Origin of the sequence: Qipengyuania sp. HL-TH1 (assembly GCF_036365825.1) — a bacterium.
GTDB classification, from domain to species: Bacteria; Pseudomonadota; Alphaproteobacteria; order Sphingomonadales; family Sphingomonadaceae; genus Qipengyuania; species Qipengyuania profunda.
Genome location: NZ_CP142675.1, coordinates 361,277 through 387,333, shown reverse-complemented (window position 1 = coordinate 387,333; position 26,057 = coordinate 361,277). Strand labels below are relative to the sequence as shown.

Sequence of the window (26,057 nt, the reverse complement as noted above, 5' to 3'; positions counted from 1 at the left end):
GATGCCCCCTTCGCCTGCGGGCCTTAGCCCCGACAAGCGGAAGAGCAACCCATGTGCTTGCGCCCTAGCGGGTGACGAGGCAGCCCTGCCCGCTACGCTTGAGCGAAGCACAGGCCGCCGCCGCCTGATCGCGCGTGGCATAGCCGCCTGCCAGCAGCTTGGTCAGCCGCCCCGATTTCTCGAGCAGGCGGGTGCGCCCGGCAATTTCGCTGCGACCGGCCAGCTGGCTCCATAGCCGTTCGGCATTGCCCGGCACGCCAAACGCGCCAAGCTGGACCTTCCACGGACCAGCGACTGCTGCCACGCGCGTGACTGCGGCGGGGGCCGGCGCGGGAGATGAGGGAACCGGGCTGGACGCCACGACCACCGCCTCGCGCGAAAGAGCTTCCTCGTCCTGCCGCGCGACGACTGTCGGGCGCGAGGCGGGGAGCGTGTAATCCGCCCCCGCGGTTGCCGGTGCAGAGGCCGCGGTACTGCCCGCGACACGCGGGGTCCCGGCGGGACGCGTCGTCGGCGCGGGAGCGGGGGCAGTGACCACCGGCCCGGTCGGCGCATCGGTGCCCAGCGCGAGATCGACCGCGGCCAGTTCGCGCGCGCGCGCCGCTTCGGCCTCGGCCTTGAGCGATGCGGCGAGCGGCTGTGCGGCCTGTCGGTCCTCGAGCGAGATATATTCGTCCATCTGCGCCAGCGCGCCGCGTGCCTGCGGCAAGCCCGCCGAATTGGCCAGCGTCAGCAGCGCATAGGCGCGGCGCCAGTCCTTTGCGACGAGATCGCCGTTGAAATGCGCGATGCCGAGAAGATATTGCGCGCGCGGATCGCCGCGTGAGGCAGCGGCCGAAACATAGGGCAGCGCTTCCTCGCGCGCGCCGCGCTGGAATAGCAGCAGCCCGTAATTGTCCGCCGCCTTCACATGCCCCTGCGCTGCGGCCAGCGCATAGAGCGCCTCGGCCTGCTGCGGATCGGCGTCGAGCCCGCGGCCCAGACGGTAAGCCTGCGCCATGTTGAACTGCGCATCGGGGTCGCCCTGCGCGGCGGGCCCTGCCCATTCGCGCACTGCGGTGGCGAAATCGCCCCGCGTCCAGGCATCGACACCGGTTTTGACGTCGGCCTGCGCCGGAACCGAAACCATCGTTGCCGCGGCCATTGCGCCGGCCAGCCATGCTGCTTTCGCCACTCGTAGCATCGTACCCTTCCCATGCGACGACGCGCGGGAACGCGCCGGATCAGCGGCATCCTATAGTAAATCACTCGTTAGCAAAGTGTTGCGAGGCGTTTTGCTGCGTTCGGCCCTGACCAAAGTCGCATCCGGTTAACCCAAAATTAGGGGTAGTCTGCGATTTCCATGACAAGAGCGCTGCAAAGCAAAGCAGCACGAGTGAATTGAATACTGGCGCAAACCAGGGGGACCAAGTCTTGCGTGTACTGGCATTGGCATCGCAGAAGGGCGGATCGGGCAAGACCACGCTCTCGGGACATATGGCCGTTCAGGCCCAGCGCGCCGGCGCCGGTCCCGTCGTCCTGATCGATATCGATCCGCAGGGGTCGCTCGCCGATTGGTGGAACGAACGCGAGGATGAATATCCCGCTTTCGCCCAGACCACCGTCGCCCGCCTGGCAACCGATCTGGCCATTCTGCGCCAGCAAGGTTTCAAGCTGGCGGTCATCGACACCCCGCCGGCCATCACCATGGCCATCCAGTCGGTTATCTCGGTCGCCGAACTGATCGTCGTCCCGACCCGTCCCAGCCCGCACGATCTGCGCGCCGTGGGCGCCACGGTCGATCTGTGCGAACGCGCCGGCAAGCCGCTGGTGTTCGTAGTCAATGCCGCGACGCCCAAGGCCAAGATCACCTCGGAAGCCGCCGTCGCGCTGTCACAGCACGGCACGGTCGCGCCGATTACCCTGCACCACCGCACCGATTTCGCTGCGTCGATGATCGATGGCCGCACGGTGATGGAGGTCGACCCCGAAAGCCGCTCGGCCGCCGAGGTCACCGCGCTGTGGAAATATATCGCCGACCGTCTGGAAAAGAACTTCCGCCGCACGGTCTTCGCCGCGCCCAATTCGCAATCCGCGATGCCCGGCGTCCATCGTCCTGCCGGTGGCTTTGGCCGCCGCGTAGCCCAGTAACAGGAAGGGCGGAGACTCCCGGATGTCTGACGCCAATTTCGCCTCTCTTTCCTCGACCCTGCTGGCACGCAAGGGCGGCGCGAAGCCTGCCATGCGTCCCCAATCGGGGATTCTCGGCCCGGTCGACGGCAAGGAAGCCGCCGCCAGCCTCGAGGATCTCGGCTGGAACGACATGGGCGAGAGCGAGCAGGCCCCGGCCGATCCGGCCGAGGAAAAGGTGGTCGCGATTACCTCGCGGGCCGCGAATGAAGCGGGCGCACCCAACCAGGTGCGCGAATCGCTGACCAAGATCCAGGCGCAGCTCGAACGCCCCGCCCAGCCCCGGCCGATGGTCCGCAAGGCCGCCGCCGCGCAGGGCAAGCGCGCAGCCTTCACGCTGCGGCTCGACCAGGAACGCCATCTTATGCTGCGTCTCGCCTGCACCGTCCGCGGTCGCAGCGCACAGCAGCTGGTGACCGACGCGCTTGACGCGTTGCTCGCCGAAATGCCCGAAATCGCAAGCCTCGCTGCCCAGGTCCAGCGCGGCGAATAAGCACTTTAACGACGTGGGATCGCCTTCAAGGGGGTAATTATGAGCATCGAGACGAAAGCCAGGAACAAGCGGTTCGTCCAGCTCGCCGTCACCACGGCGCTGGCGACGACCGCGCTTACGGCGTGCACCGGCAAGGCTGCACCCAGCCATTCCTATTCGGCTGCGCATGCCGAACAGGCACTGAGCAAGGGCCGCACCTCGAAGGCCGTCCAGCACGCCGAAGCGGCAGTGCTGGCCAGCCCGCGCGACGCCTATTCGCGCACGCTGCTGGGCAATGCCTATCTCGAAGACGGGCGCTTCGCATCGGCCGCGACGACTTTCGCCGAGGCCGTCGAGCTGGGCGACACTGCCCCGCGCACCATCATCAGCTATACGCTGGCGCAGATCGCCATTGGTGATCAGGTCGGCGCGCTGGCAACGCTCGATCAGTTCGAAACCGCGCTCGACCCGGCCGATTTCGGCCTGGCCATCGCGCTCGCCGGTCGTCCCGACCACGGCGTTCATGTACTGAGCAATGCGCTGCGCGCGGGCCAGAACACGCCGAAGGTTCGCCAGAACCTCGCCTATGCCTATGCGCTGCAGGGCAATTGGCGCTCCGCGCGCATCATGGCGGCGGAAGACGTGCCCGCAGGCGAAGTGGGCGATCGGATGGCCCAGTGGGCCGCGGTCGTCCGCCCCGAAGCCTTTACGACCCGCGTTGCCAATCTGCTCGGCGTAGAGCCGCAGGCCGATCCGGGGCAGCCGCAGATGCTCGCCCTCGCCAACCATCCCAGCGTCAACATGCTGGCCGCGCAGGAAGTGGGCGAGCTGGAGGCCGTGGCCGAACCGCAGGGCGATTTCGCCTTTGCCGAGGAACTTCCTGCAGTTGGCGCCGCGCCGTCCATCGACGATCGTGCCGACGCAGCGCTCGCCGACGGCGGCCTTGCGCCGAGCATCGGCGGTGTTCGCTATGTGTCGCGCGAAGTGGTCCAGCAAACGCCGGTCCAATCGCGCAAACCCGTTGCCCCGCGCATCGCGGGTGCCGCAGCGCCCGCCAGCACTGCCCGCAGCGGCGACTACAACGTCCAGCTTGGCTCGTTCTTCTCGATGTCGGATGCCAATGAGGCCTGGAAGCAGTTCCAGAAGCGCTATCCCGAACTCGGCGATGCCGAGCGCGTGATCACCAAGGCGCGCGTCAATGGCAAGATCTACTACCGCGTCGCGGCTGCCGGTTTCGCCAAGGCATCGGCCGATTCCATGTGCCGCACGGTCAAGGGCAAGGGCGGCGGCTGCATCGCCTATGCCTCGAGCCGGCCGCTGCCCGGCGCGATCGACGTTGTTGCCGGTGACATGCGGGTCGCCGCACGCTAGTCGGCCCACCAAACCAGACCACCGAGCGACCCCGTCCGGAGCAATCCGGGCGGGGTTTTTCGTGGCGCCTAGTGGTGGATCCGGACGCCGCCCTTGAACAGTGTCTTCACACGCCCTTGCGTAGGCTGGCCGTCGAACGGTGTATTGCCGGCGGTGGCTTCCATCCGGGCGCTCTGGATTACCCAGGGCTGGTCGGGATCGACGATGGCGATATCGGCTTCGAGCCCGACTGCGATCGCTCCGGCATTGACCCCGAGGATGCGCGCGGGCGCCGTCGCCACCAGCGCGAAGGCCCGCGTCATATCGATAAGCTCGTCGCGCACCAGCGACAGCGTCATCGCCAGCAGCGTCTCGGCCCCTGCCATCCCCGGCTCGGCATCGGCAAACGGCAGCCGCTTGTCTTCCGGGCCGCGCGGATCATGACCGCTGGCAATGACGTTGACCGTCCCGTCGACGATCGCCTCGCGCACCGCATGGCGGTCGTCCTCGGTGCGGAGCGGCGGCGACAGCCGGGCGAAGGTCCGGAAATCGACCGTCGCCAGATCGGAGAGCATGAAATGCGCCGGGGTGACACCGCAGGTGACGGGTAGTCCGCGCGCTTTTGCCTGGCGGACGATATCCAGCCCTGCCCGCGTGGTGACTTGGCGGAAATGGATCCGTGCGCCCGCCATCTCGGCCAGCGCAATATCGCGGGTGAGCGCGATTGCCTCGGCTTCGGCAGGTGCGCTTGGCAGGCCGCGCCGCGTGGCGATTTCACCCGCGGTGGCGACCGCGCTGCCGACCAGAGCGGCGTCCTCGGCATGGGCGACCACCACCAGATCGAGCATGGCGGCATATTGCAGCAGTCGCAGCATCGCCCCCGAATCTGCGATCCACTGCCGCCCGGTGGCCACGCCGCGTGCGCCCGCTGCGCGCATCAGGCCCAGTTCGGCGATCTCGCGTCCTTCGAGCCCGCGGGTCGCGGCGGCGAGCGGATGGACCCAGAAATCGGGCTTGCCGCTCTTGGCGATGTAGGAGACCCGGCTGGGCAGATCCAGCGGGGGGGATTGGTCGGGCATCAGCGCCGCGCGGGTGATCCCGCCGAAATGGAAAGCCGGCTTGTCGATTGCGAACACGCCGAGATCGACCAGACCGGGGGCAACCAGACGGCCCCTCGCATCGACGATCTCATCGCCATCCTGCGCTTCGCCGCCGATCGCCTCGATGCAGCCGTCGACCAGCCGCAGCGCGCCTTCGCGCACGCCGTCGGGTGTCACCAGCCGGCCGCCGGTGATCGTCAGCGGAGTTTGCTGCTTCATGCCGCGTCTCCCCAGCCGGTCACGCCGCGGGCACGGCGGGTGAGCACGTCGAGCGCGGCCATGCGGATCGCGACGCCCATCTCGACCTGCCGGGTAATGATCGACCGGTCGATCATATCCGCCACCTCGCTGTCGATCTCGACCCCGCGGTTCATCGGACCCGGATGCATCACGAGCGCGTCCTTCGAGGCTTTCTCAAGGCGCTTTGCAGTCAGTCCATAAAGGTGGTGATACTCGCGGGCAGAGGGGATGAACTGGCCGCTCATCCGCTCGGTCTGGAGGCGCAGCATCATTGCGACATCTGCGCCGTCGAGCGCCGCATCGAAATCGTGGAACACTTCCGCCCCCATCGCCTCGATCCCCACCGGCATCAGCGCCGGCGGCGCACAAAGCCGCACAGAGGCACCGAGCGCCTGCAGGCAGAGCAAATTGGAACGCGCAACCCGGCTGTGCAGGATATCGCCGCAGATGACGATCTTGAGCCCGGTGAAATCGTCCGCCGTCTCGCCCCGGTCGCGCAGGGCATGCCGCAGCGCGAGCGCGTCGAGCAAGGCCTGGGTCGGGTGTTCGTGCTGCCCGTCGCCCGCATTGAGCACCGGGCAGTCGACCTTGTCGGCAATCAGCTGCGTCGCCCCGCTCGACCCGTGGCGGATGACGATCGCATCGGCGCGCATGGCGTTGAGCGTGATCGCGGTGTCGATCAGCGTCTCGCCCTTCTTCACGCTCGACTGCGCGGCATGCATATTGACCACATCGGCGCCAAGGCGCTTGCCCGCGATTTCGAAGCTCAGCAGCGTCCGCGTCGAGTTTTCGAAGAAGGCGTTGATGACCGTGAGACCCGAAAGCACGTTCTCGTGCTTGGTCGGCTGCCGGTTGAGCGCGACCCATTGCTCCGCCTCGTCGAGCAGGAAGAGGATTTCGTGCCGCTCCAGCTGGCCGATCCCGATCAGGTCGCGGTGCGGGAAAGCGAGCGCACCCGCCGGATAGCGGGCCGCAGGGGGCGAAGTTTCCGTCGATGTCATTGAGACCACGCCCTTAGTCGAGGGGTATCATGTGCTCAAGCGCTTTCCGGTGGCAAAGCGCCACGCCCTCCCCTAACTCTCCCGCAACAGGAGATTTTACGCATGCAGTTCGCCGGAAAAGTGTGGCGCCTTTTGGTCGGTATCAAGGACGGGCTCGTCCTTTTGTTCATGCTGTTGTTCTTCTCCGCCCTGTTCGCAGTGCTGACTGCGCGCCCCAGCCCAGCTGCGGTGCGCGACGGAGCGCTGCTGCTCGATCTCAACGGCGTGGTGGTCGAGGAACGGACGCGGATCGATCCGCTCGAGGCGCTGCTGTCGGGCCAGACCCCGATGGGCGAATACCAGGCGCGCGACCTCGTCCATGCGCTCGACGAGGCGGCGGGGGACGAACGGATTTCGGCCGTGGTGCTCGATCTCGACCGCTTCATGGGCGGCGGGCAGGTCCATCTGCAGGAAATCGGCGAAGCGCTCGACCGCGTGCGCGCGGCGGAAAAGCCCGTACTCGCCTATGCCACCGCCTATAGCGACGACGGCATGCTGCTGGCCGCGCATGCAAGCGAGGTGTGGGTCAACCCGATGGGCGGCGCGGTCGTCGCCGGCCCGGGCGGCGAACGGCTCTATTACGCCGGTCTGCTCGACCGGCTGAAGGTCAACGCGCGGGTCTACAAGGTCGGCGACTACAAGAGCGCGGTCGAACCCTACAGCCGCGCCGACATGTCCGACCCGGCGCGCGAAAACGCCCGTGCGCTCTACGAGACATTGTGGGAAGAATATCGCGCCAATCTCAAGAAGGCGCGGCCGGCGGCGGATATCGAACGCATCACCACGCAGCCGGTCGCCTGGATCGAAGCCGCGCAGGGCGACCTCGCCACGGCCGCGCTGCAGGCCGGGCTGGTCGACCAGATCGGCAGCCGCGCCGACTTCGAGCAGCGCGTCGTGGAGCTGGTCGGCGAAGACGAATGGGGCGACGGCGCGAATGCCTATCCGCACACCAGGCTCGCGGTGTGGCTCGAGGACAATCCGCTGCCGACCCCCGGCCGCCCGATTGGCGTGATTACCGTGGCGGGCGAAATCGTCGATGGCGAGGCCGGCCCCGGTGTGGCGGGCGGCGACCGGATCGCCGCGCTGCTCGACGAAGCGCTCGAGGACGAGCTGGCCGGACTTGTCGTCCGCGTCGATTCTCCCGGCGGATCGGTGCTTGCCAGCGAATTGATCCGCGAGGCAGTGCTGCGCCACAAGGCGCAGGACATCCCGATCGCAGTCTCGATGGCCAATGTCGCAGCGAGCGGCGGCTATTGGGTTTCCACCCCCGCCGATCGCATTTTTGCCGAGCCCGAGACGATCACCGGATCGATCGGCATCTTCGCGGTCATCCCCACCTTCGAGGAAACCGCAGCCGCAGCCGGTGTCACCAGCGACGGCGTGCGCACCACGCCGCTGTCGGGCCAGCCCGATCTGATCGGCGGCTTCACCCCCGAAACCGACGCGATCCTGCAGGCCTTCATCGAAAACGGATATGAGGATTTCCTCGACCGCGTCGGCGAAGCGCGCGGCATGACACGCGACCAGGCCGATGCGGTCGGCCAGGGCCGCGTCTGGGATGGCGGAACCGCACGCCAGTTGCGGCTGGTCGATGAATATGGGGGCATGGAAGAGGCGCTGGCGTGGACCGCCGCGCAGGCCGACCTCGGCAGCGACTGGCATGTCGTCTACCTCGGCACCAACCCGTCGACCTATGACACGCTGCTGCGGCAATGGCTGATCGGCGATGGCGAGGAAACCGGATCGGGCGGCGATGTCTTCGCCCGCATGGCGCGCGGACAGGCGAGCGTGGTGACGCAGGTCGCCGCCGATGCCGACCGCCTGCTCGGTGCCAAGGGCGCGCAGGCCTATTGCCTCGCCTGCCCTTCGCCGGACGCCGGGCAATCGCAGGCCAGGGCGCCCGACGGCTGGCTCGCGCGGATCGCTGCGCTGCTGTTCGGCTAGGGTGCTTGCCATGCGCCGATTCGCACAGTAAAGGCGCGCCCCTGCCCTGCCGCGGCTCCGCCCGCGCGCACCATCGGGCGGGCGCGTAGCTCAGTGGTAGAGCACACCCTTCACACGGGTGGGGTCGCAAGTTCAATCCTTGCCGCGCCCACCATCTTTTCAGTGACTTAGAGGAGATGGTCGGGGTTTCCATGAAAAGAACGTGAAAAACGTGGGTGGTCCTCGGCGAACATCGGCGGTTATCTCCCCGCCACATTCCGTCAGGCTGCTCTTGGTGGAATCTGCCGGTCAGCTAAGCGCCCCCATCCCGGACGTTTACGGCTACTTTTGGATGCCCTTTTAGCTATCGCGCGCCGCGAATTCGAAAAGCAGACGCAGAGCCGGAGACTACCAGCGGTCCGCGGGCTGCTTGGCTAAAAGTGCCCTTCAGCAGTCAAGATCAGAACGCGGTTCTCCAACCAGCCACACGCCTGTAGCCGCCACCAGTTCCATAGAACAGATCGGCGCGCCATCTTGGTAGAGATCGGCTTGGCCAGCTTTGACCATGGCCTTGGCCTTGTCCAGAGCGCCGGCAATCGAAAGACATTCGAAATCGATTTCTTCAATCACTGAATCGTGATCATCGCGGGCGCGCAGCTTGTAACTATGCATCACTTGCTTTCCGCCCCGTTTTCGCGCGAATTCTGTTGGCCGCCCCGGCCGGAGCCGGACTTGTTGCCGCCGCCGCTTTCCTTGTTGACGGTCGCCCAGGCGCGGCGTTCGGCCTCTTCCCGCGACACGCCGCGGTCCTCATAGCTCTTTTCGATGTGCTCGGCCTTGCGCTTCTGCTTGTCGGTGTATTTGTCCTTGTCTCCCTTTGCCATCACGTTTCTCCTCGTCTCGTATCGAGAACCCGTCCGCACCAAGAAAATATATGAGCAACCCCGTATGGGGCAAGGGTCCCACGAAGAGATTGTCTCACCTTTGCAACGGGTTATCGTAGGGGCGCTGCACGGCTGTCTACAGGAGAGAGCATCCCACCCGGCAATTGCAGCACTCGGGTCGGTTGTCCTATCAGCTTGCGGCCAGCGCAAAGACCCCATCCCGGGACCCGGGCAGAAAGCGGAATAGCGAACCATGGAACTCAATCCTGTCACATCCCTCGAATGGCTCGATTGGGATATCATCAGCCGGCTTGGCGTGGCTGCGATTCTCGGTCTGGTGCTGGGACTAGATCGCGAATGGCGCGGCCATGCCGCCGGCATGCGAACGCATGGCCTGATCTGTGTCTCGGCTGCGGCCATGGTCGTGTCGATCATGGCCCTGTACCATCAGCTCGACGGTCCGCGGATGGACCCTCTGCGACTGTTCGAGGCAGCCGGAGCGTTCATCGGGATAATCGGGGCCGGTCTGATCGTCTTCAGCAAGGGCCAGCTCCACAATTTGACGACGGCGGCCCATTTATGGCTGGCGACCATGGTGGGTATTGCCTGCGGTGCTGCGCAATGGCCCCTGGTGGCGATTCTCACCGTAGTCAGCCTGATCATGATCACGGTCTTGCGGGTTGCGGAGGACAAGTTCGGCAAGGAGGATCGCAACATCGCGCGCTCGATCGGAAGGTCGCCCGACGAATAGGGGGCCGCGGCGGACCCGCATCTTCGTCGGAGCAGCCCAAACTGGTCGGCCGCGCTGTGTCGCCCCCTTACTCGGGCTAGCCGGGAGGTCACATCATCGGTTTGCCGCCGGTAACGGCGATTGTGGCTCCCGAGATGTAGCTCGCTTCATCGCTCGCCAGCATGACGTATGGAGGCGCGAGTTCGGCGGGCTGCGCAGGGCGGCCAAGCGGATAATCCTTCCCGAATTTGGCGACCTTCTCTTGCGGCATCGTCGAGGGGATAAGCGGTGTCCAAACCGGCCCGGGCGCGACGCAATTCACCCGGATTTTCCGGTCTGCCAGTAGTTGCGCGAGGCCTGCGGTGTAATTCTGGATCGCCCCCTTCGTCGTCGCGTAGGGGAGCAGCGTAGGATTGGGCTGGTCGGAATTGATCGATGCCGAATTGATGATCGAACTGCCTTCGCCCATGTGCGGCAAGGCGGCTTTGGCAAGATAGAACATCGCGTGGATATTGGTGGCGAAGGTCCGCTCCCACTCCTCGTCGGGAATGTCCTCCAATGTCTCGAAAGTCATCTGATGGGCAGCGTTGTTCACCAGCACATCGATGCCGCCGAAGGTGCGGACAGCCTGGTCGATTATCGCCCGGCAATGCGCCGCATCGCTAATATCGCCGCGCATAAGGACGCATTTGCGCCCGGCTTTTTCGACCCATTCCTTCGTTTCCTGCGCGTCGTGATCCTCGCACAAATAGGCTATCAGCACATCCGCGCCTTCGCGCGCGAAGGCGATTGCGACCGCGCGACCGATCCCGCTGTCACCGCCGGTGATGACGACCCTTTTTCCTTCGAGACGGCCGGAGCCCTCGTAGCTGTCTTCGCCGTGATCGGGCTTGGGGTGCATTGCCTCGGTCGCGCCCGGAACACGCTGTTGCTGCTCAGGCAGGGGCGGCTCGATCCGGTTGGTGGTTCCTTGTCCCATGATGGTCTCCCAAGAGATTACGGAATGTGAGCGTTCCGGGCCGTCAGGACTTCGTCCCGGGGTAGGTGTCGCCTGCGAGAAGTTTGGCGAGATGCGCGGCATTGATCGCGCACATCTGCGCAGTCTCGGTCACCGCATCGGGGGTTTCGGCCAGCTCCTTGAAGTCGATGCTGCCCATCGCCTCGCCGACCCAATAGCAAGCCGCGCCCGCCGGGATCGTCCAGCCGGTGTCGTTGAGCGACTGGAACAGCTGTGCCGAGCTCCAGTGCGCGCCATCTTCATTGCCGACGATCGCGGCAATCGCCACCTTGCCGAAGCTCGGCATCCGGCCCTGGTCATCGGTTTCGCTGGTGAAGGCATCCATGCGTTCGAGCACGCGTTTGGCGACCGACCCGATCTGGCCCATCCAGATCGGCCCGCCGAAAACGAGGATGTCGTGGTTCAGGATCTTTTCGCGGATACCCGGCCAGTCGTCACCCTCACCCTCGTCCGACGTTACGCCCGGGGGGACATTGTAATCGGCGATACGGATGGTTTCGGCCAGTTCGACATCCTGCTCGGCAAGATGCTCTTTCAGCACGGCGATCATGGCGTCGGTCGAGCTTGCTTCGCCCGAAGATTTCTTGAGCGAGCAGTTCAGGGCGATGGCGGTGAGAGGCATAGGTGTTCTCCTCGGTTTCTTGCAGATTGGCGAAGGCGCGCGGGCCTAGCGATCGTCGGGTTCGGCCATGCGCCGGTGCATCTGTGCCAGCACCGTGTCGGGGATCACGCCGGCGAACATATCCTGGATCTTGTTCATGAAGCCGCTGACGGTGTGCGCGTCGCCTTCGAGAAGGGCCTTGTAGCCCGCCTCGGCGACCATGGCGGGATCGTCCTTGCTGTCCGATTTGCCGACATCGGTGTTCTCGAGCCCGGCGCGGTCGAAGAACTGGGTATCCGTCGGAGCCGGCATCAGGCACGAGACGACGACATCGGTATCCTTGAGCTCGTTGCGCAGCCCGAAGCAGAAGTAATCGATGTAGCTCTTGGTGCTGTTGTAGACGAGCTGGAACGCGCCGGGGATGTGCCCCGCGATCGAACCGGTCACGAGGATGCGGCCGGCATTCTTCGCCCGCATCTTCTGCCCGACATGGTGCAGCAGCCAGGTCGTGCCGGTGACATTGGTGTGGATGACATGGGCGATGTCCTTCCACTCCTGATCGAGGAACGCTTCGCCCAGCCCATGGCCGGCATTGGCCAGCAGAACATCGGGCGTACGGTCGCCGAGCGCCGTCATGAGGGCCTGGAGGCCATCGCGAGTGGCGAGATCGGCTTCGACCGTCTCGACACCTGCGGCACCGCACTGCCGCGCGGCGGCTTCGGCCGCGCCAAGATCGCGGTCGGCGGCGAGGATCAGGTCGCAGCCATCGCGGGCCGCCAGCTTCGTGAGCTCTAGCCCGATGCCGCTCGAAGCACCGGTGATCACGCACAGCCCGGACAGCTTGTCGATCTTCCCGGCCATGATCAGTTCTCCATCCCGGGCTTCAGAATGACCTTGGTCCATTCATTCTGCTGCTCCTTGAAGTTCTTGTAGCCCTCGGCCGCCTGTTCGAGCGGCAGCCGGTGGCTGATCAGGAACGTGGTATCGAGCGTGCCATCCTCGATCTTCTCGAGCAGCTGCTTGGTATATTTCTGGACATGTGTCTGGCCGCCGCGGACCTGCAGGCCTTTTTCCATCATCGCCCCGAGCGGCCATTTGTCGGTCATCCCGCCATAGACGCCGGGGATCGAGACCTTGCCGCCGAACCGGACCGCGAGAATCGCTTGCTTCAGCGCGCTCGCGCGGTCGGCGCCCATGCCGACCTTCTGCTTCACCACGTCGAACATGTTGTCGATCGCGAAGCCGTGCGATTCCATGCCGACCGCGTCGATCACGGCATCCACGCCGATCCCGCCGGACATTTCCATCAGGGCCTCGCGCACATCGGTCTCGCGGAAGTCGATGATCTCCGCGCCCAGCTGCTTCGCCAGCGCCAGGCGGTTCGGATAGTGGTCGATCGCGATTACCTTGGATGCGCCCATCACGATGGCCGACTGGATCGCGAACAATCCGACCGGTCCGCAGCCCCACACCGCAACGGTATCGTCGGGCTGGATGTCGGCATTTTCCGCCGCCATCCAGCCGGTCGGGAGGATGTCCGAAAGGAACAGCACCTTGTCGTCCTCCAGATGGTCGGGAACGACGATCGGGCCGACATCGGAAAAGGGCACGCGGGCGTATTCGGCCTGTCCGCCGGAATAGCCGCCGGTCAGGTGCGAATAGCCGAACAGCGCGGCCATCGGCTGGCCGAACAGCGTCGCCGACATATCCTGCTTTTCAGCCGGGTTGGAATTGTCGCAGGCGGAATACTGCTGCTGCTTGCAGTGGAAACAGCCGCCGCAGCTGATCGTGAACGGCACGACGACGCGCTGCCCTTTCTTCAGATTGCTCGCAGACCCCGTCTCGACGACTTCGCCCATGAATTCATGGCCCAGCACATCGCCCGGCGCCACGCCGGGAATGACGCCATCGTAAAGGTGAAGGTCGGACCCGCAGATGGCCGTGCTGGTGATCTTGATGATCGCATCGCGGGGATTGATGATTTCCGGATCGCTGACCGTGTCCACGCGAACGTCGTTGGTTCCATGCCAGGTAAGTGCTCGCATCATCCGTTCTCCTGCTTGGCTGCACGGGTTTCGTCCCGCGTTCGCGCCGATGTCGCTATTTCCCCGGTTTCCATGAGCATCTTGAAACGCTTCAGATCATGCCGGGCCTGGACCTGCGGCTCACGCAGGAACAGCTTCGCCACCGCTCGGCCGAGCGCGCCTGCGGGCGGGTCGTAGGCCATCACCAGGCTGACCCTGGTTCCGCGCTCGCCCGGTGCATCCTCGAAGCGAACCTCGCCGCTGGTTTCGATCTCGGACTCCTCGACCGAGCGCCAGGCGATCAGCTCGTCATGCTTCTTGCTGGCGATTTCGGTTTTCACCGCGACCGTCTGACCCGCGGGGGCCTTGATCCGCCAGGTCGATGCTCCGTCTGCGCCGGCTTCGATCGCTTCCACATTCTCCATGAATTGCGGCAGGTTGGAAAAGTCCGACCAAAATGCGAACAGTTCGGCTCGCGGCTTGCGGATGGTTACCGATCTGCCGACCTGCGCGTTGTCGCCTTCAGGCCGGCGTTTGGTATGGTTGGCGGCATCGTCATATCCGCGATTCTGGTGCCTGTTGGACAGGAACGCTCCGAATGCGATCGCTCCGGCAGTAAGAACGACGCCGCCCAATCCGGCGCCGATTTTGGAATTTTGAGACATAGATTTTCTCCGCGACATGATGACGCAGCGAATTCCCGCTCAAACAGTTCCGGACATTTTCGGCGAGGCGTTGGTGGGTTGGGGTCAATCCTACCGAGGCACTGTTCGGCGGTGCTGCGGGCCGCGTGCGGGCCTCAGCCGTGCTCGCCTAGCGCCTCGCGCAAGGGAGCGAGCCATGGCGCGTAGGGTTTCCATGCGTCCTGTCCGCTGCGGTTGATCGGCTGGCGAACCTGTTCGCTGCTCGCGGTGCGCACCGCGCGGCGGGTCGTGTGGAAGGCGAGGCATTGGTCCTCGAACGGCAGGCCGAGATAGTCGAGCATGCGGCGCGTCTGGCCTTCGAGATCATCGAGCACGTCTTCATGCTGCACGCGCAGGATCTTGCCTGGCAGCACCGTGTCCCAATGGTCCATCAGTTCGACATAATCGGCATAGTAACGCCCGATCTCGGGCAGGCCGTAGGTGAACTCCTGCCCTTCGGCGAACAGCTGCTTGAAGCCCGAGAAACAGCAATCCATCGGCGCGCGGCGCGCGTCGATGATCTTCGCATTGGGCAGGATCAGGTGGATCAGGCCGATGTGGCGGAAATTGTTGGGCATCTTGTCGATGAAAAATGGCGCGCCCTGCCGGTGCACACGGGTATCCTCGATGAATTTCGCGCCGAAGGCGGAAAGCTGTTCGGCGGTCAGATCATGCAGCACTTCGGGATAGCGCGACTGCCCTGCCCGGCGGCCGCGCAGGCGGTGGGCCAGCGCGAGGATATTGGGCAGTTCCAGCGTCCCGTCGATCTGGCTGTGGCTGGCGAGCACCTGCTCGAGCAGCGTCGAACCCGCGCGCGGCAGGCCGAGAATGAAGATCGGATCGGGCGCGGGATCGCCCGCGCCCTCATGTCTGGCAAACAGCTCGGGCGTGCAGATGTCGCGCTGCCGGGCCAGTTCGGCGCTCATCGCGTCGGCGCTGTAGCGAGTCTGCGCGCGCTTGAGCGTATTGCCGCGCTCGTAATGCACGAAGCTGTCCGCGTAGTCGCCGCGGTCCTCCAGCGCCTTGCCCAGCGCGAAGGACAGGTGGACCCGGTCCATGAAGGCGAGATCGGGACGCGCCGCCTGCTCGCGCATCCGTTCGATCTCGTCGTCGGTGAAGCGATAGGTCTTGAGATTGGCGAGCGCATACCAGGCATCGCCATGGTCGGGTTTGGCCGCGAGCGCCGCCTGGTAGCTGGCGACCGCATCCTCCTGCGCGCCGGTGGTCTTGAGCGCATGGCCCTTGCTGGTCAGCGTCGCGGGATCGCGCGGCAGCGTGGCAAGCACGGCATCGAACAGTTCGAAGGCGCGTTCGTAATCGCCGGTCTGCATGCTCTCGATCGCCAAATGCGACTGGAACAGCGGATTATCGGGATCGCGCGCATGGAGTGCCTCGGCCTGTTCGCGCGCCTGCGCGAATTTCTGCCGCCGCCGCAGCGCATCGATATAGTCGAGCCGGATCTGGATGTTGTCGGGTTCGAACGCCTGCGCGCTGTCGAGCAGGAACTCCGCATCGTCGAGAATGCCCAGCTTGATGCCGATCTGCGCGAGCAGCCGCATGCCTTCGACATTGCGCGGATTGGCGCGCAGGAAATGGCGGCAGATTTCCTCTGCCCGCAGCAACCGGCCTTCGTGAAGATGGTGCGTGACCGCGACCAGTTCGCGCGGGAGCGCGGCGATACGTTCGGCCTGCGCGCGGGCCGCCTGTGCTTCGGCAGGGCGCCCCCGGCCCTGTTCGAGCTCGGCCAGCGCGCGCCAGCTCGCATCGAGCGCGGGATTGAACCGTGTGGCGCGGCCGAAAGCGGCGATGGCGGCGGGGATATCGCCCGTCGCGCGCGCAAGATGTCCGGCTTCCTGCCATGCGCGGCCGTATTCGGGCATGGCGGCATGGAGCGCCGCCAGATGCCGGTCGGCCTCGTCGAAATGTTCGAGATAACGCGCCGCGACCGCGGCCAGGTAGAGCGCTTCGCCATCCGCCGGATCATCGACGAGCAAAGGCTCGACCAGCGCCGATCCCTTCGCGAAATCGCCCGCCTGCAGCGCCTGCTGCGCCCGCGCCAGTCTGTCGTCGCGTGTCGTCATTGCCTGCGACCCTTACAAAGAGAAACGGCGGAGGCGAACCCGTGTTCGCCCCCGCCGCCCCGTTTTTCCAAAGGCAGGGATCAGTAGTCGTAGCCGACCCTGATACCGACCGTCAGCGGACGGTTGGTGCTGATCCGTGCGCGATCGTTGACGTAATTGCCCGAGATCTGCGCGCGTTCGTCGAACAGATTGTCGCCGAACAGCTCGAACTTCCAATTGTCCGAGGTGATGCCGGCGGCGAAATCGACCACGGTGTAGCTGTCGAGCTCGAGCTTGTTGATCTCGATCACATCGGTGAACTTCGACGCCGAATAGCTGACCTGCGGCTGGACATAGGCGCCCAGCGTCGCAGACAGGTCCCATTCGTAACGGACGCGCAAATTGCCCTGGAACGACGGCGCGAACGCGAGGTCCGAACCTTCGACGACGTCGGACGTCGGGATCAGCACTTCGGTGATCTCGGTATCGAGCACCGAAACGGCACCCGCCACCGTCAGCCCCGGCGCCGAATAGGGCGCGAAGGTGAAGTCCGCCTCGACGCCCTTGATCCGCGCATCCGCGGCATTGGCCGAGAAGAACAGATTGGTGATCGAGGGATCGAAGATCGTCGTCTGCAGACGGCTGATGTCGACATAGAAGGCGCTGCCGTTGAAGCGGAACTGGCCATCGGCAAGATCGAGCTTCCAGCCCAGTTCGTAGTTCTTGACTTCATCGGTTTCGAGTTCGAACGGCACGGTAAAGCCCGCGCCATTGGTCGCGCCGCCGGGCCGGTTGAGCAGGCCGGGACGGAACCCTTCCGAATAGGTCAGGTAGAACAGCAGGTCTTCGGTCGGGGTGATCGTTGCCGTCGCCTTGTAGATGAACCCGTCGGTCTTGGCCGTGTCGGGCGCGCGGACGGCGTTGAACACCTGCTGCGCCTGCGTTGCCGAAAGGCCCGCGGCCTGGATGTCGGCAAGGCTGTCATCGAGGTCGAAGGTCTGCCGCAGCGAGGCATCGCACGAGCCGATGAAAGTGTATTCGCCGTCGCCATCGTAGAGATCGTTCAGATCGGTGCCGAAGGCGTTGGCATCGGTGGCCGCGCCGCTGTTGCAGAAGCTGCCGTTGGCGCTGCCTTCGAAATCGACTTCGATATCGTAATAGCGCGCGCCCAGCGTGACGGTGAGCAGGTCGGGCACGATGTCGAAGCTGGCTTCACCGAAGATGCCCCACTGTTCGTCCGTCCGGCGGATGTCGTTACGGAAAATCGTTTCGGCGGGGAACGGTCCGGGATCGGTGGTGAACCCTTCCTGCGGGAAGTTCGGGGCGAAGGGACCGAAGGGCTGCGCAAGGACATTGCCCGGATAGGCGAAGTCATTGCGTTCCTTCAGCTCGAGGTCCGAATAGAACCCGCCTGCCGTCACGCGCCAGCGGTTTTCCGCCGGCGTGCTGAAGCGCAGTTCCTGCGTGAACACGGTCGTCTTGCTGGCCGAGGTCACATAGAGATTGGGCGCCTGGCAGGTGCCGCTCGGATCGGCCGCGCCGGGATAGCTGACGCTGCCGTCGCAGATGTAATACGGCAGGTACTGGCCGACGAAGAGATAGTCGGAATAGTCGACGCGCTGTTCGGTTTCGCGGTCGGTATAGGCACCGGTATAGACGACATCGAGCATCGCCAGGCGGCCTTCCACCGTCCAGCTAGTGTTCGAGAAGTCGTCTTCGAGGCGGTCTTCCTCGTAACGCTGGATCTCGAGGTCATCGAGCCCGCCGAGCTCGGGATCGGCGAAGAACACGCCATCGCTTTCGACGCTCTGACGCGAATGCGCGACGGTCACGGTCCAGTCGGGGGTGATTTCCCACAGCGCGGTCGCCCGGAAGCCGGCGTATTGCGTGTCGTTGAAATCGTCTTCGACCATGCCGGCGTTGTCGGCATCGATGAAGCTCACGTTCGACAGGTCGGCGCCGGCCTGGAAGCCGCCGCGCAGCGGGCTGACGGGCACGCCGTTCGAACGCACCGTTCCGGCGGGACGGAAGCGGGCGCTTTCGCTGGCGTTGCGGGTGCCCGCGACATTGTCGACATAGCCGCCCTGGTCGTCGAGATAGACCACGCCGCGCAGCGCGAGGGTGTCGGTGACGGGCACATTGACCATCGCATCGACCTTGTAGCTCGACTCGCCGCCCTTGGTGAAGGACACGCCGGTGTTGAACCCGGCGTCGAAGCCGCCAAGGTCGGGCTTGTTGGTGATCAGGCGAACGACGCCGGCCTGCGAACTGGCACCGAACAGCGTGCCCTGCGGACCCGAGAGCACTTCGATCCGCGCCAGATCGGCGGCATAGACATCGAGGTTGCGGCCCGGCTGCGCAAGCGGCTGCTCGTCGAGATACATGGCGACATTGGGCGCGAGCCCCGCAACGCCCGCGGTGGTGAGGTTGGGCGTGGTCGAGGCGAGGCCGCGAATATAGATCGTGCTCTGGCCCGGGCCGCTACCGCCCGCAGTGACGGTCGGCAGCTGCTCAAGGTAATCCTCGAAGGTGTCGATGGCGAGCTCTTCGAGCCCTTCTTCGCCGATCGCGGAAACCGAGACGGGCACGTCCTGCAAATCTTCGCTGCGCTTCTGCGCGGTCACGATGATGACGTTGACGCCGCCCTGGCGTTCCTGCGTGGCAGGTGCGGTGTCTTGCGCCGCAACAGGTGCGGCGGATGCAATAGCCAGCGCGCCCAACGACGCACCGCTTACAAGATATTTCATTTCGGGAAGCCCTCGCTCTCGATTATGTCTCAATTGCCTCGCGGACAGACCCCGGTCCGACCGGCAAAAACAGGGCGCGAATTCAGATTGAACTCTTCGCCCTCGAAAGCAGTAACAAGCTAAATCGAACGCGACCACCGGAGACACCGGATAGGCGGGGGATTATGGTCACGCCTGTGACATCGAAACAACATTTAATTCCGCCAGAGAGATTACTTTTTCACTCTGCCATGAAAATGCCAAATATTCATTTTGGGGACTTATAATTTGAAATTGCGCCTGGACTTTACTTATATGATGCGCAAATACCCACCAAGTGGCCGCGGATATCCATTTCGATCCGCCACCAATTGCCCAAAACTCTAGGAAAGCGGTTACTTGCCGGCAGCGATTTCGTTGCAGGCCTGCGCAGTAGTGGGCACCCCGTGATGCTTGCGCCGCAGGTCGTAGGCCACCGCCTTGAGGATCGCGACGCCCATGATCGCCACCACGAAGCTGAACGGCAGAGCGCCGATGATCATGGTGATACGGATCGCATCGATCCCGCCGAGGATCAGCATGCTGCCGACCACGAAGGCCAGTGCCGCACCCCAGAACAGGATGTGATGACGCCGCTCGCCTTCGCTTTCCCCCGCCCCGTTTATCGTGTTGACGATCAGGATGGCGCTGTCGGCGGAGGTGATGAGGTAGGTCATCAGCAGGAGCACCACGAGGCCCGACACGACCGAGGCCACCGCGGGGTCGAGAAGCACCGCCAGCGTGGCGAACAATTGGTCCGAAATTCCGGCGTTGAGAATGCTGCCCTGCGCCGCGCCGCTCAGTTCGAGATCGATCGCGGTCCCGCCGACGATGGTCATCCACGCGAAGCACATCAGCGAGGGCACGAGGATCACGCCGAGAACATATTCGCGGATCGTCCGTCCACGCGAGATGCGCGCGATGAACATGCCCACGAACGGCGCGAAGGCGATCCACCACGCCCAGTAGAACACCGACCAGTCGAGCTGCCATTGCACCAGCGCATCGCCGAATTCGCCGCCGCCCTGGAACAGGGTCAGTGAATTCGGAACGAGCGTGCGGATGTAATCCCACGTGCCCACACCCAGCAGTTTCAGGCCGTAGAGACCCGAGCCGGCCACGAGGAAGAGCGCCAGCAGAGCGAAGGAGAGGCCCATATTGAGATTGGAGAGCCATTTGATCCCCCGGCCCACGCCGGAGAGCGCGCTCAGCGTGGAGGCACCGACCAGCACGAAAAGCGCGACGATCACCGCGAGGGCGGAGGACGACCCGTCGGGATCGAGCAACCAGTCGCCCAGTCCCAGGCGGGCGAGTCCGGCGACGAACTGCTCCACGCCAAGGCCCATGGTCACTGCCACGCCGAGGATCGTCGCAACGACCGCGACGATGTCGACCACATGCCCCCACCCGCCCGAGAGACGCAGGCCGAACAGCGGTGCGAGCGCCGAGCGGATGGTCAGCGGCAGGTCGCGGCGATAGGCGACATAGCCGATCGCCAGCCCGACCAGCGCATAGGTGCCCCAGGCGGCGAACCCCCAATGGAGGAAGGTATAAACATAGGCGGGACGGATTGCTTCGGCAGTCTGCGCCTCGATGGTACCGCGGATAATGTCGGGATTGTTCGCGAAATGCGCCATCGGCTCGCCGGTCGAATAGGTCAGCATGCCGATCCCGATGCCCGCGCCGAACAACATGGCGAACCACGAGAAGCGCCCGAACTCGGGTTTCTCGCCGGGATTGCCGATGCGCAGGCTGCCCGACTGCGGGACGATCGCGAGCACGAAACACACCAGCATCAGGAACGCCACAAGATAGACGTACCAGCCGGAGAACGTGGCGATGATGCTCGAATTGGCAGCGGTGAGCGTCTCGCTCGCGCTGACCGGGAAGAAGATCGCCCACATGATCAGCAGCGAGACGATGATCTTCGAGGGGATCGTCACTTCACGGCTGAAGCCATCGTAAAATCCGCGGGAGGCGGTCTTGATCGGTAAATCTATCAGCGGAGGCTCGACTGGATAATCGGTCTCGGCTGTCATGCTATCTCCTGCCCTTGCACACCCTGACGGGTGCGAAGTGGTCATATGTTTCGGGGGGACCGTGTGGGGGAAGCATAGAAAGCGGGGCGCAAGATGCAAACGTCTTGTCCCCGGAACGCAGAAGGGCCGCCCATCGGGGCGACCCTTCGCTAGTCCAAAACGGACGAGACGGTGTCAGGCAGCCTTGGCCTTGGCCGTGCCCGCGGGCGCCGTCGAAGTGTGCGGCGGGGTGGTGGTGTCATCGCCCGTCTGCTTCTTGTCGATGACCTTCTTGACGACGTAGCCGCCAACGCCGAGCGCAACCATTGCAGGCAGGCTCATCCGGCGCAGGACGCTGGTGGCGACCACGCCAAGCGCGGCACCGCTGGCGCCCCCGATACTGCCGGTTTGCTTGGCGAGCCTGTCGCCGACGAATGCTCCGATTACCTTGCCGATCATGTCGATTTCTCCTTTGGAAAACCAACGGCCCCGCCGCCCGGTGGTTCCAGAGAAGCAAGCCTAGCGCCCGATCCCCTGCGTCAGCAAGATATTGGCACGGCGTGCGATTTCCGTGAAATCGGGGTCGCCCTCGCGTCCCCAGATGACATAGCGCAGGCCGAGGAACACGTTCATCCCCATCAGCGCCCAGGCTTCGGGCGTGCCCAGCCCCGGGACGAATTCGCCGCTGTCGCCGCCCTGCCGGAGCCGTTCCTCGATGCGGGCGCCGATGGTTTCGTAATGCGTGCGGTAGCTGTCCGGATCGACGAATTCGGCTTCGTCGATAATGCGGTAGATTTCCTTGTGCTCGGCGGCGAATTCGAGAAACGCGCGCAGCGCGGCGCGTTCGATCTCGAGCGCACCCATCGACGGGGCGAGCGCCTCGCGCGCCGCCTTGCCGACGCCCGCGCTCATATCGGAAACCAGCGCGCGGAAGACCGCATCCTTGCTGTCGAAATAGGTATAGAACGTGCCCAGCGCGACGCCGGCACTGCGGGTGATCCCGCTGATCGAGGCTTCGTGAAACCCCTTGTCGGCAAATTCGGTCGCGGCTGCGTCGAGCAGTTTGCGCAGGGTTATGCGCCCACGCTCGGTGCGCGGCGTCTTGTCGCTCGGGCGGTGCGTTGCGGCCAATGTCGATCCCTTCGAATGCGCGGCCAGCCTATCAAATCGCACCCCCTGCGCAACAACAAACTTGAAAGGTGGTTCAGGTTTCAGTATTGTACCTCCAACAAGATAATCGGGAGGGAGATACCGAAATGCGTCCGACACAGATTCTAACCGCCAGCTTGCTTTGCGGTGCAGCGACTGCCGCGCTTGCCGCAGCCCCTGCACAGGCCCAATCCGCCAGTGACGAAATCGCCGAGGCCGCACCCGCCGCCGACGACAACGTCATCATCGTTACCGCGCGCCGGCGCGAGGAGCGGCTGATCGACGTGCCGGTGGCCGTTACCGCGATCAGCGGCGAAGAGCTTTCACGGCGCGGCGCGCTCGACATTACCGATGTCGGCCAGAGCGTGCCCAACGTCACTCTCGAAGCCAGCCGTGCGACCAATTCGACGCTGTCGGCCTTTATCCGCGGGATCGGCCAGCAGGACCCCGTTTCGGGCTTCGAACAGGGCGTCGGCATCTATCTCGACGATGTCTATCTCAACCGCCCGCAAGCCGCCGTGCTGGATATCTATGATGTCGAGCGCATCGAAGTCCTGCGCGGTCCGCAGGGCACGCTCTATGGTCGCAACACGATTGGCGGCGCGGTCAAATACGTCACGCGGCGCCTGCCGCTCGATCCCTCGATCGAAGTGCGCGCGACTTACGGCACCGACGACCAGGCCGAAGGCGTAATTACCGCCTCGGCGCCGATCAGTGATCTGGTTCGCGTCGGCGGATCGGTCGCGCGGCTGTCGCGCGGTGGGTTCGGCGACAACCTCACCACCGGCCTGGAAAACTACAATAAGGATATCTGGGGCGGCCGGATGAGCCTCGAGGTCGGCGGCTACGGCGAGCCCGGCTTCATCCGCATCCAGGGCGATTACACCAAGGATACGAGCGATCCGCGCGGCGGCCACCGGCTCATCCCCGGGCTGGTGTCGGGCGCGCCCGTGCTCGACAATGTCTTTGACACGCGCGGGGCGCTCAACGATCCCGAGCAAGAGGTCGAATCCTACGGCCTGGCGATGCATGCCGAAATCGAGCTGAGCGACGCGCTGACGCTGCGGTCGATTTCCGCCTGGCGCAAGGACGACAGCTATTCGCCGATCGATTTCGATGCGCTCCCCGCAGTCGATCTCGACGTGCCCGGCGCCTATCTCAACGAACAGATCAGCCAGGAATTCCAGCTTCTGTGGGATAATGACGGACCGTTCGCCGGGCTGCTCGGATTCTACTACCTCGATGCCAAGGCGGATACGCTGTTCGATGTGCGTATCTACACCACCTTCGCCGGCCTGACCGCTTTCACCCAGGCGAATGTCGATACCGAAACCTTCGCCATCTTCGGCGATTTCACCTATGATCTGACTGACCAGTTCAGCCTGTCGGTCGGCGGACGCTATACCTGGGACGAACGCAGCGCGGAAATCCTGCGGCAGAACTATCTCGGCGGCGGGTCGCCCGAGTTCGGCGGGGCGGGCGTACCCTTCGGGGCCGCAAGCACCGATTTCAACGGCAGCCGCGAGTTCAAGAAGTTCACGCCGCGTGCCTCGCTCAGCTTCATGCCGACGCCCGATCACAATATCTACGCCAGCTATTCGAAGGGCTTCAAGGGCGGCGGCTTCGATCCGCGCGGGGTCGGCACCAACGCGCCGGCAGCCACGCCGGGGGCGCCGACCGATGCCGAAGTGGCCGCGTTCCTCAGCTTCGCACCCGAAGAGGTCGACAGCTACGAAATCGGCTACAAGGGCAATATCGGCATCCTCAACATCGCCGCCGCCGCCTTCTATGCGGACTACACCGATGTGCAGATACCGGGTTCGGTCGCCTGCGAGGTGGGCGGATTGCCCAGCTTCTGCGGCGTGGTATCGAATGCCGGCAAGGCTACCTTCAAGGGGGTCGAACTGGAAGCCAATGCCCGCTTCGGCGGTGGTTTCGGCCTTGCCGGGTCGCTCGGCTATATCGACGCGCAATACGATGAATACATCACCAATATCGGCAACACGCCGACCGATGTGGCGGCGTTCCGCGTGGTCCAGAACACGCCCGAGCTGACCGGCAGCATCACTGCCAGTTACGATACGCCGGTTGGCGCAGGCGATCTCTATCTGGGAACGACGCTGTCCTATCGCAGCAAGACCAGCCAGTTCGAGATACCCAACCCCTATCTCGACCAGGGCGGCTATGCGCTGCTCGACGCGAGCGTGGTCTATAGCGCGCCCGACGATCGCTGGAGCGTGGGGCTGTACGGGAAGAACCTGCTCGACAAGGAATACAAGACCAGCGGCTACACCTTCGTTGCCACCGATCCGGTCACCGGCGACATCGTCAATGGTGCCAATGGGTTCCCCGTCCCGACGCTCGGGCCCGAGGGTACGCTTACGGCGTTCTACGGCAACCCGCGGCAGGTCTTCGCCACGGTTACCTTCAGCTACTGATCGACTGAGATTGGCAAAGGGGCGGGAAGTTCGCTTCCCGCCCCTTTTGCTTGCCTATTCGGCCAACCGCATGCGGGGTAACGCCGGAGCGTCGCCCACCGGAATGCCGTATGTCTCGGTATAATCCGCAAACAGCGCGTCCACCTCGCCCTCGCCCAATCCGAATTCTCCGAGGCTGTAGCGATGCGGGTGCCGCTTGAGCCGGGCCGAACGGTCGAGATAGTCTTCCATCCCCGCGACCGCGGGTTCCATCTCGAGATCGAGGAAGCGGTAGACGCGCTCCATCGTGCCGCGCCAGTCGGTTTCCATGTCCTCGTACTGGACATCGATCATCCTCTCGCGCGGGATCGCGTCGCGCGCCGCGCGCATCCGGGCGATCATGGTCGCGGTCTTGCCCAGCCAGTCGCGGCCGGTCTGCGCGGGATCGTTGTGATCCGAATAGATGATGGTCTGGTTCCAGGCGAGCGAGGCGGCGCTGCCGACCACCTGCTTGGGATCGCGGTGGGTGAAGATCAGCCGTGCATCGGGGAAGACCTCGAGCAGTGCGGGCAGGTCGAGCATGTGCTGCGGGGTCTTGAGGATCCACGGGCGCAGCGAACTTTCCTGCTGCGACCAGCCGATCAGGCGCAGCAGGTTGGCCATGTGCCGGTATGCGGGAATGGCGCTCTCCTCGTGGCACCATTCGGCATAGGACGGCACGTTCCACTGCGCTTCCCACTTCATGCCGTACATCGACGCGGCAACGAGGCCGAGTTCCTCCTCCGGCTCGTAGGCGCCAGTCGGATGGATCGACAGCGTGCGCGGGTTGGCGAGCCGCGCGACCTTGAGAATGCGCGCGGCCAGCTTGGGCCGGAAGTCCTCCGCCTCGCCGGCTAGGACCTGCTCGAACTCGGGCCGCGGCACCGGGCTGATGGTTTCGAAACTGCGCAGGTGGGCAAAGCGCTGGTCGGCCGCGAGCAGGCGGTGAAGCCGCGTGGTACCCGACCGCATCGGGCCGACGATAACCACCGGGTTCTTGAGCGGGCGCGCGAGGATTTCCGGGTGCCGCTTGAACCACATCTGCGTGTAGAGCCGGTCGCGCAGCACGTGGTGAAACATCTTCATGGCGGAAAATTCGCCCGCCGCGTTGAGCTGGGCTTCGCGTTTCACGCTGTCGAGCAGGACTTCGAGGGGGCGTTCGAACCAGCCATCGCCGAAATCGTCGAGCCCGGTGGCCTGTACGGCCTCTTCCATAAGGAAGTCCTTTTCCAGCCGCGCCGGGCCGAACACCCCCAGCTTGCGTCCGCCCCGGATCACCCCGTCCGCAATATCGATAAAGCGCGTGCGGCGCGGCGGCTGGATCGGCTGGTCGTTCAAGCTGGCAGCCCTTTCAAGCTCTTGGATGTCCCCCTGA

At 64.6% G+C, this 26,057-nt stretch carries 21 protein-coding genes, 1 tRNA gene and 1 pseudogene; 7 read left to right on the top strand and 16 right to left on the bottom strand.

Features of this window, described 5'->3' with window-relative positions; genetic code table 11:
* Positions 1 to 64: 64 nt before the first annotated feature.
* Entirely contained in the window at positions 65 to 1,183 is a 1,119-nt protein-coding gene (locus VWN43_RS02405) for an SPOR domain-containing protein (protein WP_320180802.1), read from the bottom strand.
* A gap of 230 nt (positions 1,184 to 1,413) precedes the next feature.
* On the opposite strand from VWN43_RS02405, the gene VWN43_RS02400 reads away from it, so the two are divergent.
* From VWN43_RS02400 to VWN43_RS02390, 3 genes are read left to right on the top strand one after another with little or no spacing between them, the layout of a single operon-like run.
* The gene (locus tag VWN43_RS02400) at positions 1,414 to 2,130 is read left to right on the top strand and encodes a ParA family protein (RefSeq protein WP_253518805.1); all 717 of its coding nucleotides are present in this window, start codon (positions 1,414 to 1,416) and stop codon (positions 2,128 to 2,130) included.
* Positions 2,131 to 2,152: 22 nt separating this feature from the next.
* The gene (locus VWN43_RS02395) at positions 2,153 to 2,662 is read left to right on the top strand and encodes a hypothetical protein (RefSeq protein ID WP_253518808.1); all 510 of its coding nucleotides are present in this window, start codon (positions 2,153 to 2,155) and stop codon (positions 2,660 to 2,662) included.
* A 39-nt stretch (positions 2,663 to 2,701) separates the two neighbouring features.
* Complete coding sequence (locus VWN43_RS02390) at positions 2,702 to 4,012, top strand: SPOR domain-containing protein (RefSeq protein ID WP_320180803.1); 1,311 nt, start codon at positions 2,702 to 2,704, stop codon at positions 4,010 to 4,012.
* Between the two features lie 68 nt (positions 4,013 to 4,080).
* Here the strand turns inward: VWN43_RS02390 and VWN43_RS02385 are convergent, their stop codons facing one another.
* Together VWN43_RS02385 and VWN43_RS02380 are read right to left on the bottom strand one after the other, a co-directional pair.
* Entirely contained in the window at positions 4,081 to 5,310 is a 1,230-nt protein-coding gene (locus VWN43_RS02385) for a dihydroorotase (RefSeq protein ID WP_330768057.1), read from the bottom strand.
* The gene (locus VWN43_RS02380; RefSeq protein ID WP_320180804.1) at positions 5,307 to 6,332 is read right to left on the bottom strand and encodes an aspartate carbamoyltransferase catalytic subunit; all 1,026 of its coding nucleotides are present in this window, start codon (positions 6,330 to 6,332) and stop codon (positions 5,307 to 5,309) included. Before VWN43_RS02380 ends, VWN43_RS02385 begins: the two co-directional genes overlap by 4 nt.
* Before the next feature lie 102 nt (positions 6,333 to 6,434).
* Between VWN43_RS02380 and sppA the strand changes: the two genes are divergently transcribed.
* Entirely contained in the window at positions 6,435 to 8,315 is a 1,881-nt protein-coding gene (sppA, locus tag VWN43_RS02375; protein ID WP_253518849.1) for a signal peptide peptidase SppA, read from the top strand.
* Positions 8,316 to 8,394: 79 nt separating this feature from the next.
* Positions 8,395 to 8,469 (top strand) — tRNA-Val (locus VWN43_RS02370).
* Between the two features lie 272 nt (positions 8,470 to 8,741).
* Here the strand turns inward: VWN43_RS02370 and VWN43_RS02365 are convergent.
* Both VWN43_RS02365 and VWN43_RS02360 read right to left on the bottom strand, forming a co-directional pair.
* Entirely contained in the window at positions 8,742 to 8,966 is a 225-nt protein-coding gene (locus VWN43_RS02365) for a hypothetical protein (RefSeq protein WP_320180805.1), read from the bottom strand.
* Between the two features lie 14 nt (positions 8,967 to 8,980).
* Positions 8,981 to 9,178, bottom strand: a pseudogene (locus VWN43_RS02360) (plasmid stabilization protein); the annotation flags it as partial.
* Positions 9,179 to 9,431: 253 nt separating this feature from the next.
* Here VWN43_RS02360 and VWN43_RS02355 point away from each other — a divergent pair.
* Positions 9,432 to 9,929 (top strand): MgtC/SapB family protein, encoded by a 498-nt coding sequence (locus VWN43_RS02355; RefSeq protein ID WP_050599070.1) that lies wholly within the window; start codon positions 9,432 to 9,434, stop codon positions 9,927 to 9,929.
* 88 nt (positions 9,930 to 10,017) lie between these two features.
* Here VWN43_RS02355 and VWN43_RS02350 read toward each other — a convergent pair whose 3' ends face one another.
* The 10 genes from VWN43_RS02350 to VWN43_RS02305 all read right to left on the bottom strand — a co-directional run bounded on the left by VWN43_RS02350 (position 10,018) and on the right by VWN43_RS02305 (position 22,208).
* The gene (locus VWN43_RS02350; protein WP_320180806.1) at positions 10,018 to 10,887 is read right to left on the bottom strand and encodes an SDR family oxidoreductase; all 870 of its coding nucleotides are present in this window, start codon (positions 10,885 to 10,887) and stop codon (positions 10,018 to 10,020) included.
* 43 nt (positions 10,888 to 10,930) lie between these two features.
* Positions 10,931 to 11,548 (bottom strand): flavodoxin family protein, encoded by a 618-nt coding sequence (locus tag VWN43_RS02345; protein WP_320180807.1) that lies wholly within the window; start codon positions 11,546 to 11,548, stop codon positions 10,931 to 10,933.
* 45 nt (positions 11,549 to 11,593) lie between these two features.
* The gene (locus VWN43_RS02340) at positions 11,594 to 12,388 is read right to left on the bottom strand and encodes an SDR family NAD(P)-dependent oxidoreductase (RefSeq protein ID WP_320180808.1); all 795 of its coding nucleotides are present in this window, start codon (positions 12,386 to 12,388) and stop codon (positions 11,594 to 11,596) included.
* Positions 12,389 to 12,390: 2 nt separating this feature from the next.
* Positions 12,391 to 13,572 carry a zinc-dependent alcohol dehydrogenase gene (locus VWN43_RS02335; protein WP_320182138.1) on the bottom strand — a complete coding sequence of 394 codons (1,182 nt, stop codon included), beginning with the start codon at positions 13,570 to 13,572 and terminating at the stop codon, positions 12,391 to 12,393.
* Complete coding sequence (locus VWN43_RS02330) at positions 13,572 to 14,216, bottom strand: SRPBCC family protein (RefSeq protein WP_320180809.1); 645 nt, start codon at positions 14,214 to 14,216, stop codon at positions 13,572 to 13,574. Before VWN43_RS02330 ends, VWN43_RS02335 begins: the two co-directional genes overlap by 1 nt.
* Before the next feature lie 134 nt (positions 14,217 to 14,350).
* The gene (locus VWN43_RS02325; protein WP_320180810.1) at positions 14,351 to 16,315 is read right to left on the bottom strand and encodes a sulfotransferase; all 1,965 of its coding nucleotides are present in this window, start codon (positions 16,313 to 16,315) and stop codon (positions 14,351 to 14,353) included.
* A gap of 80 nt (positions 16,316 to 16,395) precedes the next feature.
* Positions 16,396 to 19,041 (bottom strand): TonB-dependent receptor, encoded by a 2,646-nt coding sequence (locus tag VWN43_RS02320; RefSeq protein ID WP_320180811.1) that lies wholly within the window; start codon positions 19,039 to 19,041, stop codon positions 16,396 to 16,398.
* A gap of 374 nt (positions 19,042 to 19,415) precedes the next feature.
* Positions 19,416 to 21,098 (bottom strand): BCCT family transporter, encoded by a 1,683-nt coding sequence (locus VWN43_RS02315; RefSeq protein WP_320180812.1) that lies wholly within the window; start codon positions 21,096 to 21,098, stop codon positions 19,416 to 19,418.
* A gap of 174 nt (positions 21,099 to 21,272) precedes the next feature.
* Positions 21,273 to 21,536: a hypothetical protein gene (locus VWN43_RS02310; RefSeq protein ID WP_320180813.1), complete on the bottom strand. Its 264-nt coding sequence runs from the start codon at positions 21,534 to 21,536 to the stop codon at positions 21,273 to 21,275.
* A 60-nt stretch (positions 21,537 to 21,596) separates the two neighbouring features.
* On the bottom strand, positions 21,597 to 22,208 hold the full coding sequence (locus VWN43_RS02305) for a TetR/AcrR family transcriptional regulator (protein WP_320180814.1): 612 nt from the start codon (positions 22,206 to 22,208) through the stop codon (positions 21,597 to 21,599).
* A 125-nt stretch (positions 22,209 to 22,333) separates the two neighbouring features.
* Between VWN43_RS02305 and VWN43_RS02300 the strand changes: the two genes are divergently transcribed.
* A complete protein-coding gene (locus tag VWN43_RS02300; protein WP_320180815.1) occupies positions 22,334 to 24,664 on the top strand; it encodes a TonB-dependent receptor in 2,331 nt (776 codons plus the stop codon).
* Positions 24,665 to 24,718: 54 nt separating this feature from the next.
* On the opposite strand, the gene VWN43_RS02295 is transcribed toward VWN43_RS02300, so the two are convergent.
* Positions 24,719 to 26,020 carry a sulfotransferase family protein gene (locus tag VWN43_RS02295; RefSeq protein ID WP_320180816.1) on the bottom strand — a complete coding sequence of 434 codons (1,302 nt, stop codon included), beginning with the start codon at positions 26,018 to 26,020 and terminating at the stop codon, positions 24,719 to 24,721.
* Positions 26,021 to 26,057: the final 37 nt, after the last annotated feature.

Excerpts from the sequence above, each read along its gene's own strand:
- VWN43_RS02405 (WP_320180802.1), bottom strand. The coding sequence starts at position 1,183 with ATGCTACGAGTGGCGAAAGCAGCATGGCTGGCCGGCGCAATGGCCGCG.
- VWN43_RS02395 (WP_253518808.1), top strand. The coding sequence starts at position 2,153 with ATGTCTGACGCCAATTTCGCCTCTCTTTCCTCGACCCTGCTGGCACGC.
- VWN43_RS02390 (WP_320180803.1), top strand. The coding sequence starts at position 2,702 with ATGAGCATCGAGACGAAAGCCAGGAACAAGCGGTTCGTCCAGCTCGCC.
- VWN43_RS02385 (WP_330768057.1), bottom strand. The coding sequence starts at position 5,310 with ATGAAGCAGCAAACTCCGCTGACGATCACCGGCGGCCGGCTGGTGACA.
- VWN43_RS02380 (WP_320180804.1), bottom strand. The coding sequence starts at position 6,332 with ATGACATCGACGGAAACTTCGCCCCCTGCGGCCCGCTATCCGGCGGGT.
- sppA (WP_253518849.1), top strand. The coding sequence starts at position 6,435 with ATGCAGTTCGCCGGAAAAGTGTGGCGCCTTTTGGTCGGTATCAAGGAC.
- VWN43_RS02365 (WP_320180805.1), bottom strand. The coding sequence starts at position 8,966 with ATGCATAGTTACAAGCTGCGCGCCCGCGATGATCACGATTCAGTGATT.
- VWN43_RS02355 (WP_050599070.1), top strand. The coding sequence starts at position 9,432 with ATGGAACTCAATCCTGTCACATCCCTCGAATGGCTCGATTGGGATATC.
- VWN43_RS02350 (WP_320180806.1), bottom strand. The coding sequence starts at position 10,887 with ATGGGACAAGGAACCACCAACCGGATCGAGCCGCCCCTGCCTGAGCAG.
- VWN43_RS02345 (WP_320180807.1), bottom strand. The coding sequence starts at position 11,548 with ATGCCTCTCACCGCCATCGCCCTGAACTGCTCGCTCAAGAAATCTTCG.
- VWN43_RS02340 (WP_320180808.1), bottom strand. The coding sequence starts at position 12,388 with ATGGCCGGGAAGATCGACAAGCTGTCCGGGCTGTGCGTGATCACCGGT.
- VWN43_RS02335 (WP_320182138.1), bottom strand. The coding sequence starts at position 13,572 with ATGCGAGCACTTACCTGGCATGGAACCAACGACGTTCGCGTGGACACG.
- VWN43_RS02330 (WP_320180809.1), bottom strand. The coding sequence starts at position 14,216 with ATGTCTCAAAATTCCAAAATCGGCGCCGGATTGGGCGGCGTCGTTCTT.
- VWN43_RS02325 (WP_320180810.1), bottom strand. The coding sequence starts at position 16,315 with ATGACGACACGCGACGACAGACTGGCGCGGGCGCAGCAGGCGCTGCAG.
- VWN43_RS02320 (WP_320180811.1), bottom strand. The coding sequence starts at position 19,041 with ATGAAATATCTTGTAAGCGGTGCGTCGTTGGGCGCGCTGGCTATTGCA.
- VWN43_RS02315 (WP_320180812.1), bottom strand. The coding sequence starts at position 21,098 with ATGACAGCCGAGACCGATTATCCAGTCGAGCCTCCGCTGATAGATTTA.
- VWN43_RS02310 (WP_320180813.1), bottom strand. The coding sequence starts at position 21,536 with ATGATCGGCAAGGTAATCGGAGCATTCGTCGGCGACAGGCTCGCCAAG.
- VWN43_RS02300 (WP_320180815.1), top strand. The coding sequence starts at position 22,334 with ATGCGTCCGACACAGATTCTAACCGCCAGCTTGCTTTGCGGTGCAGCG.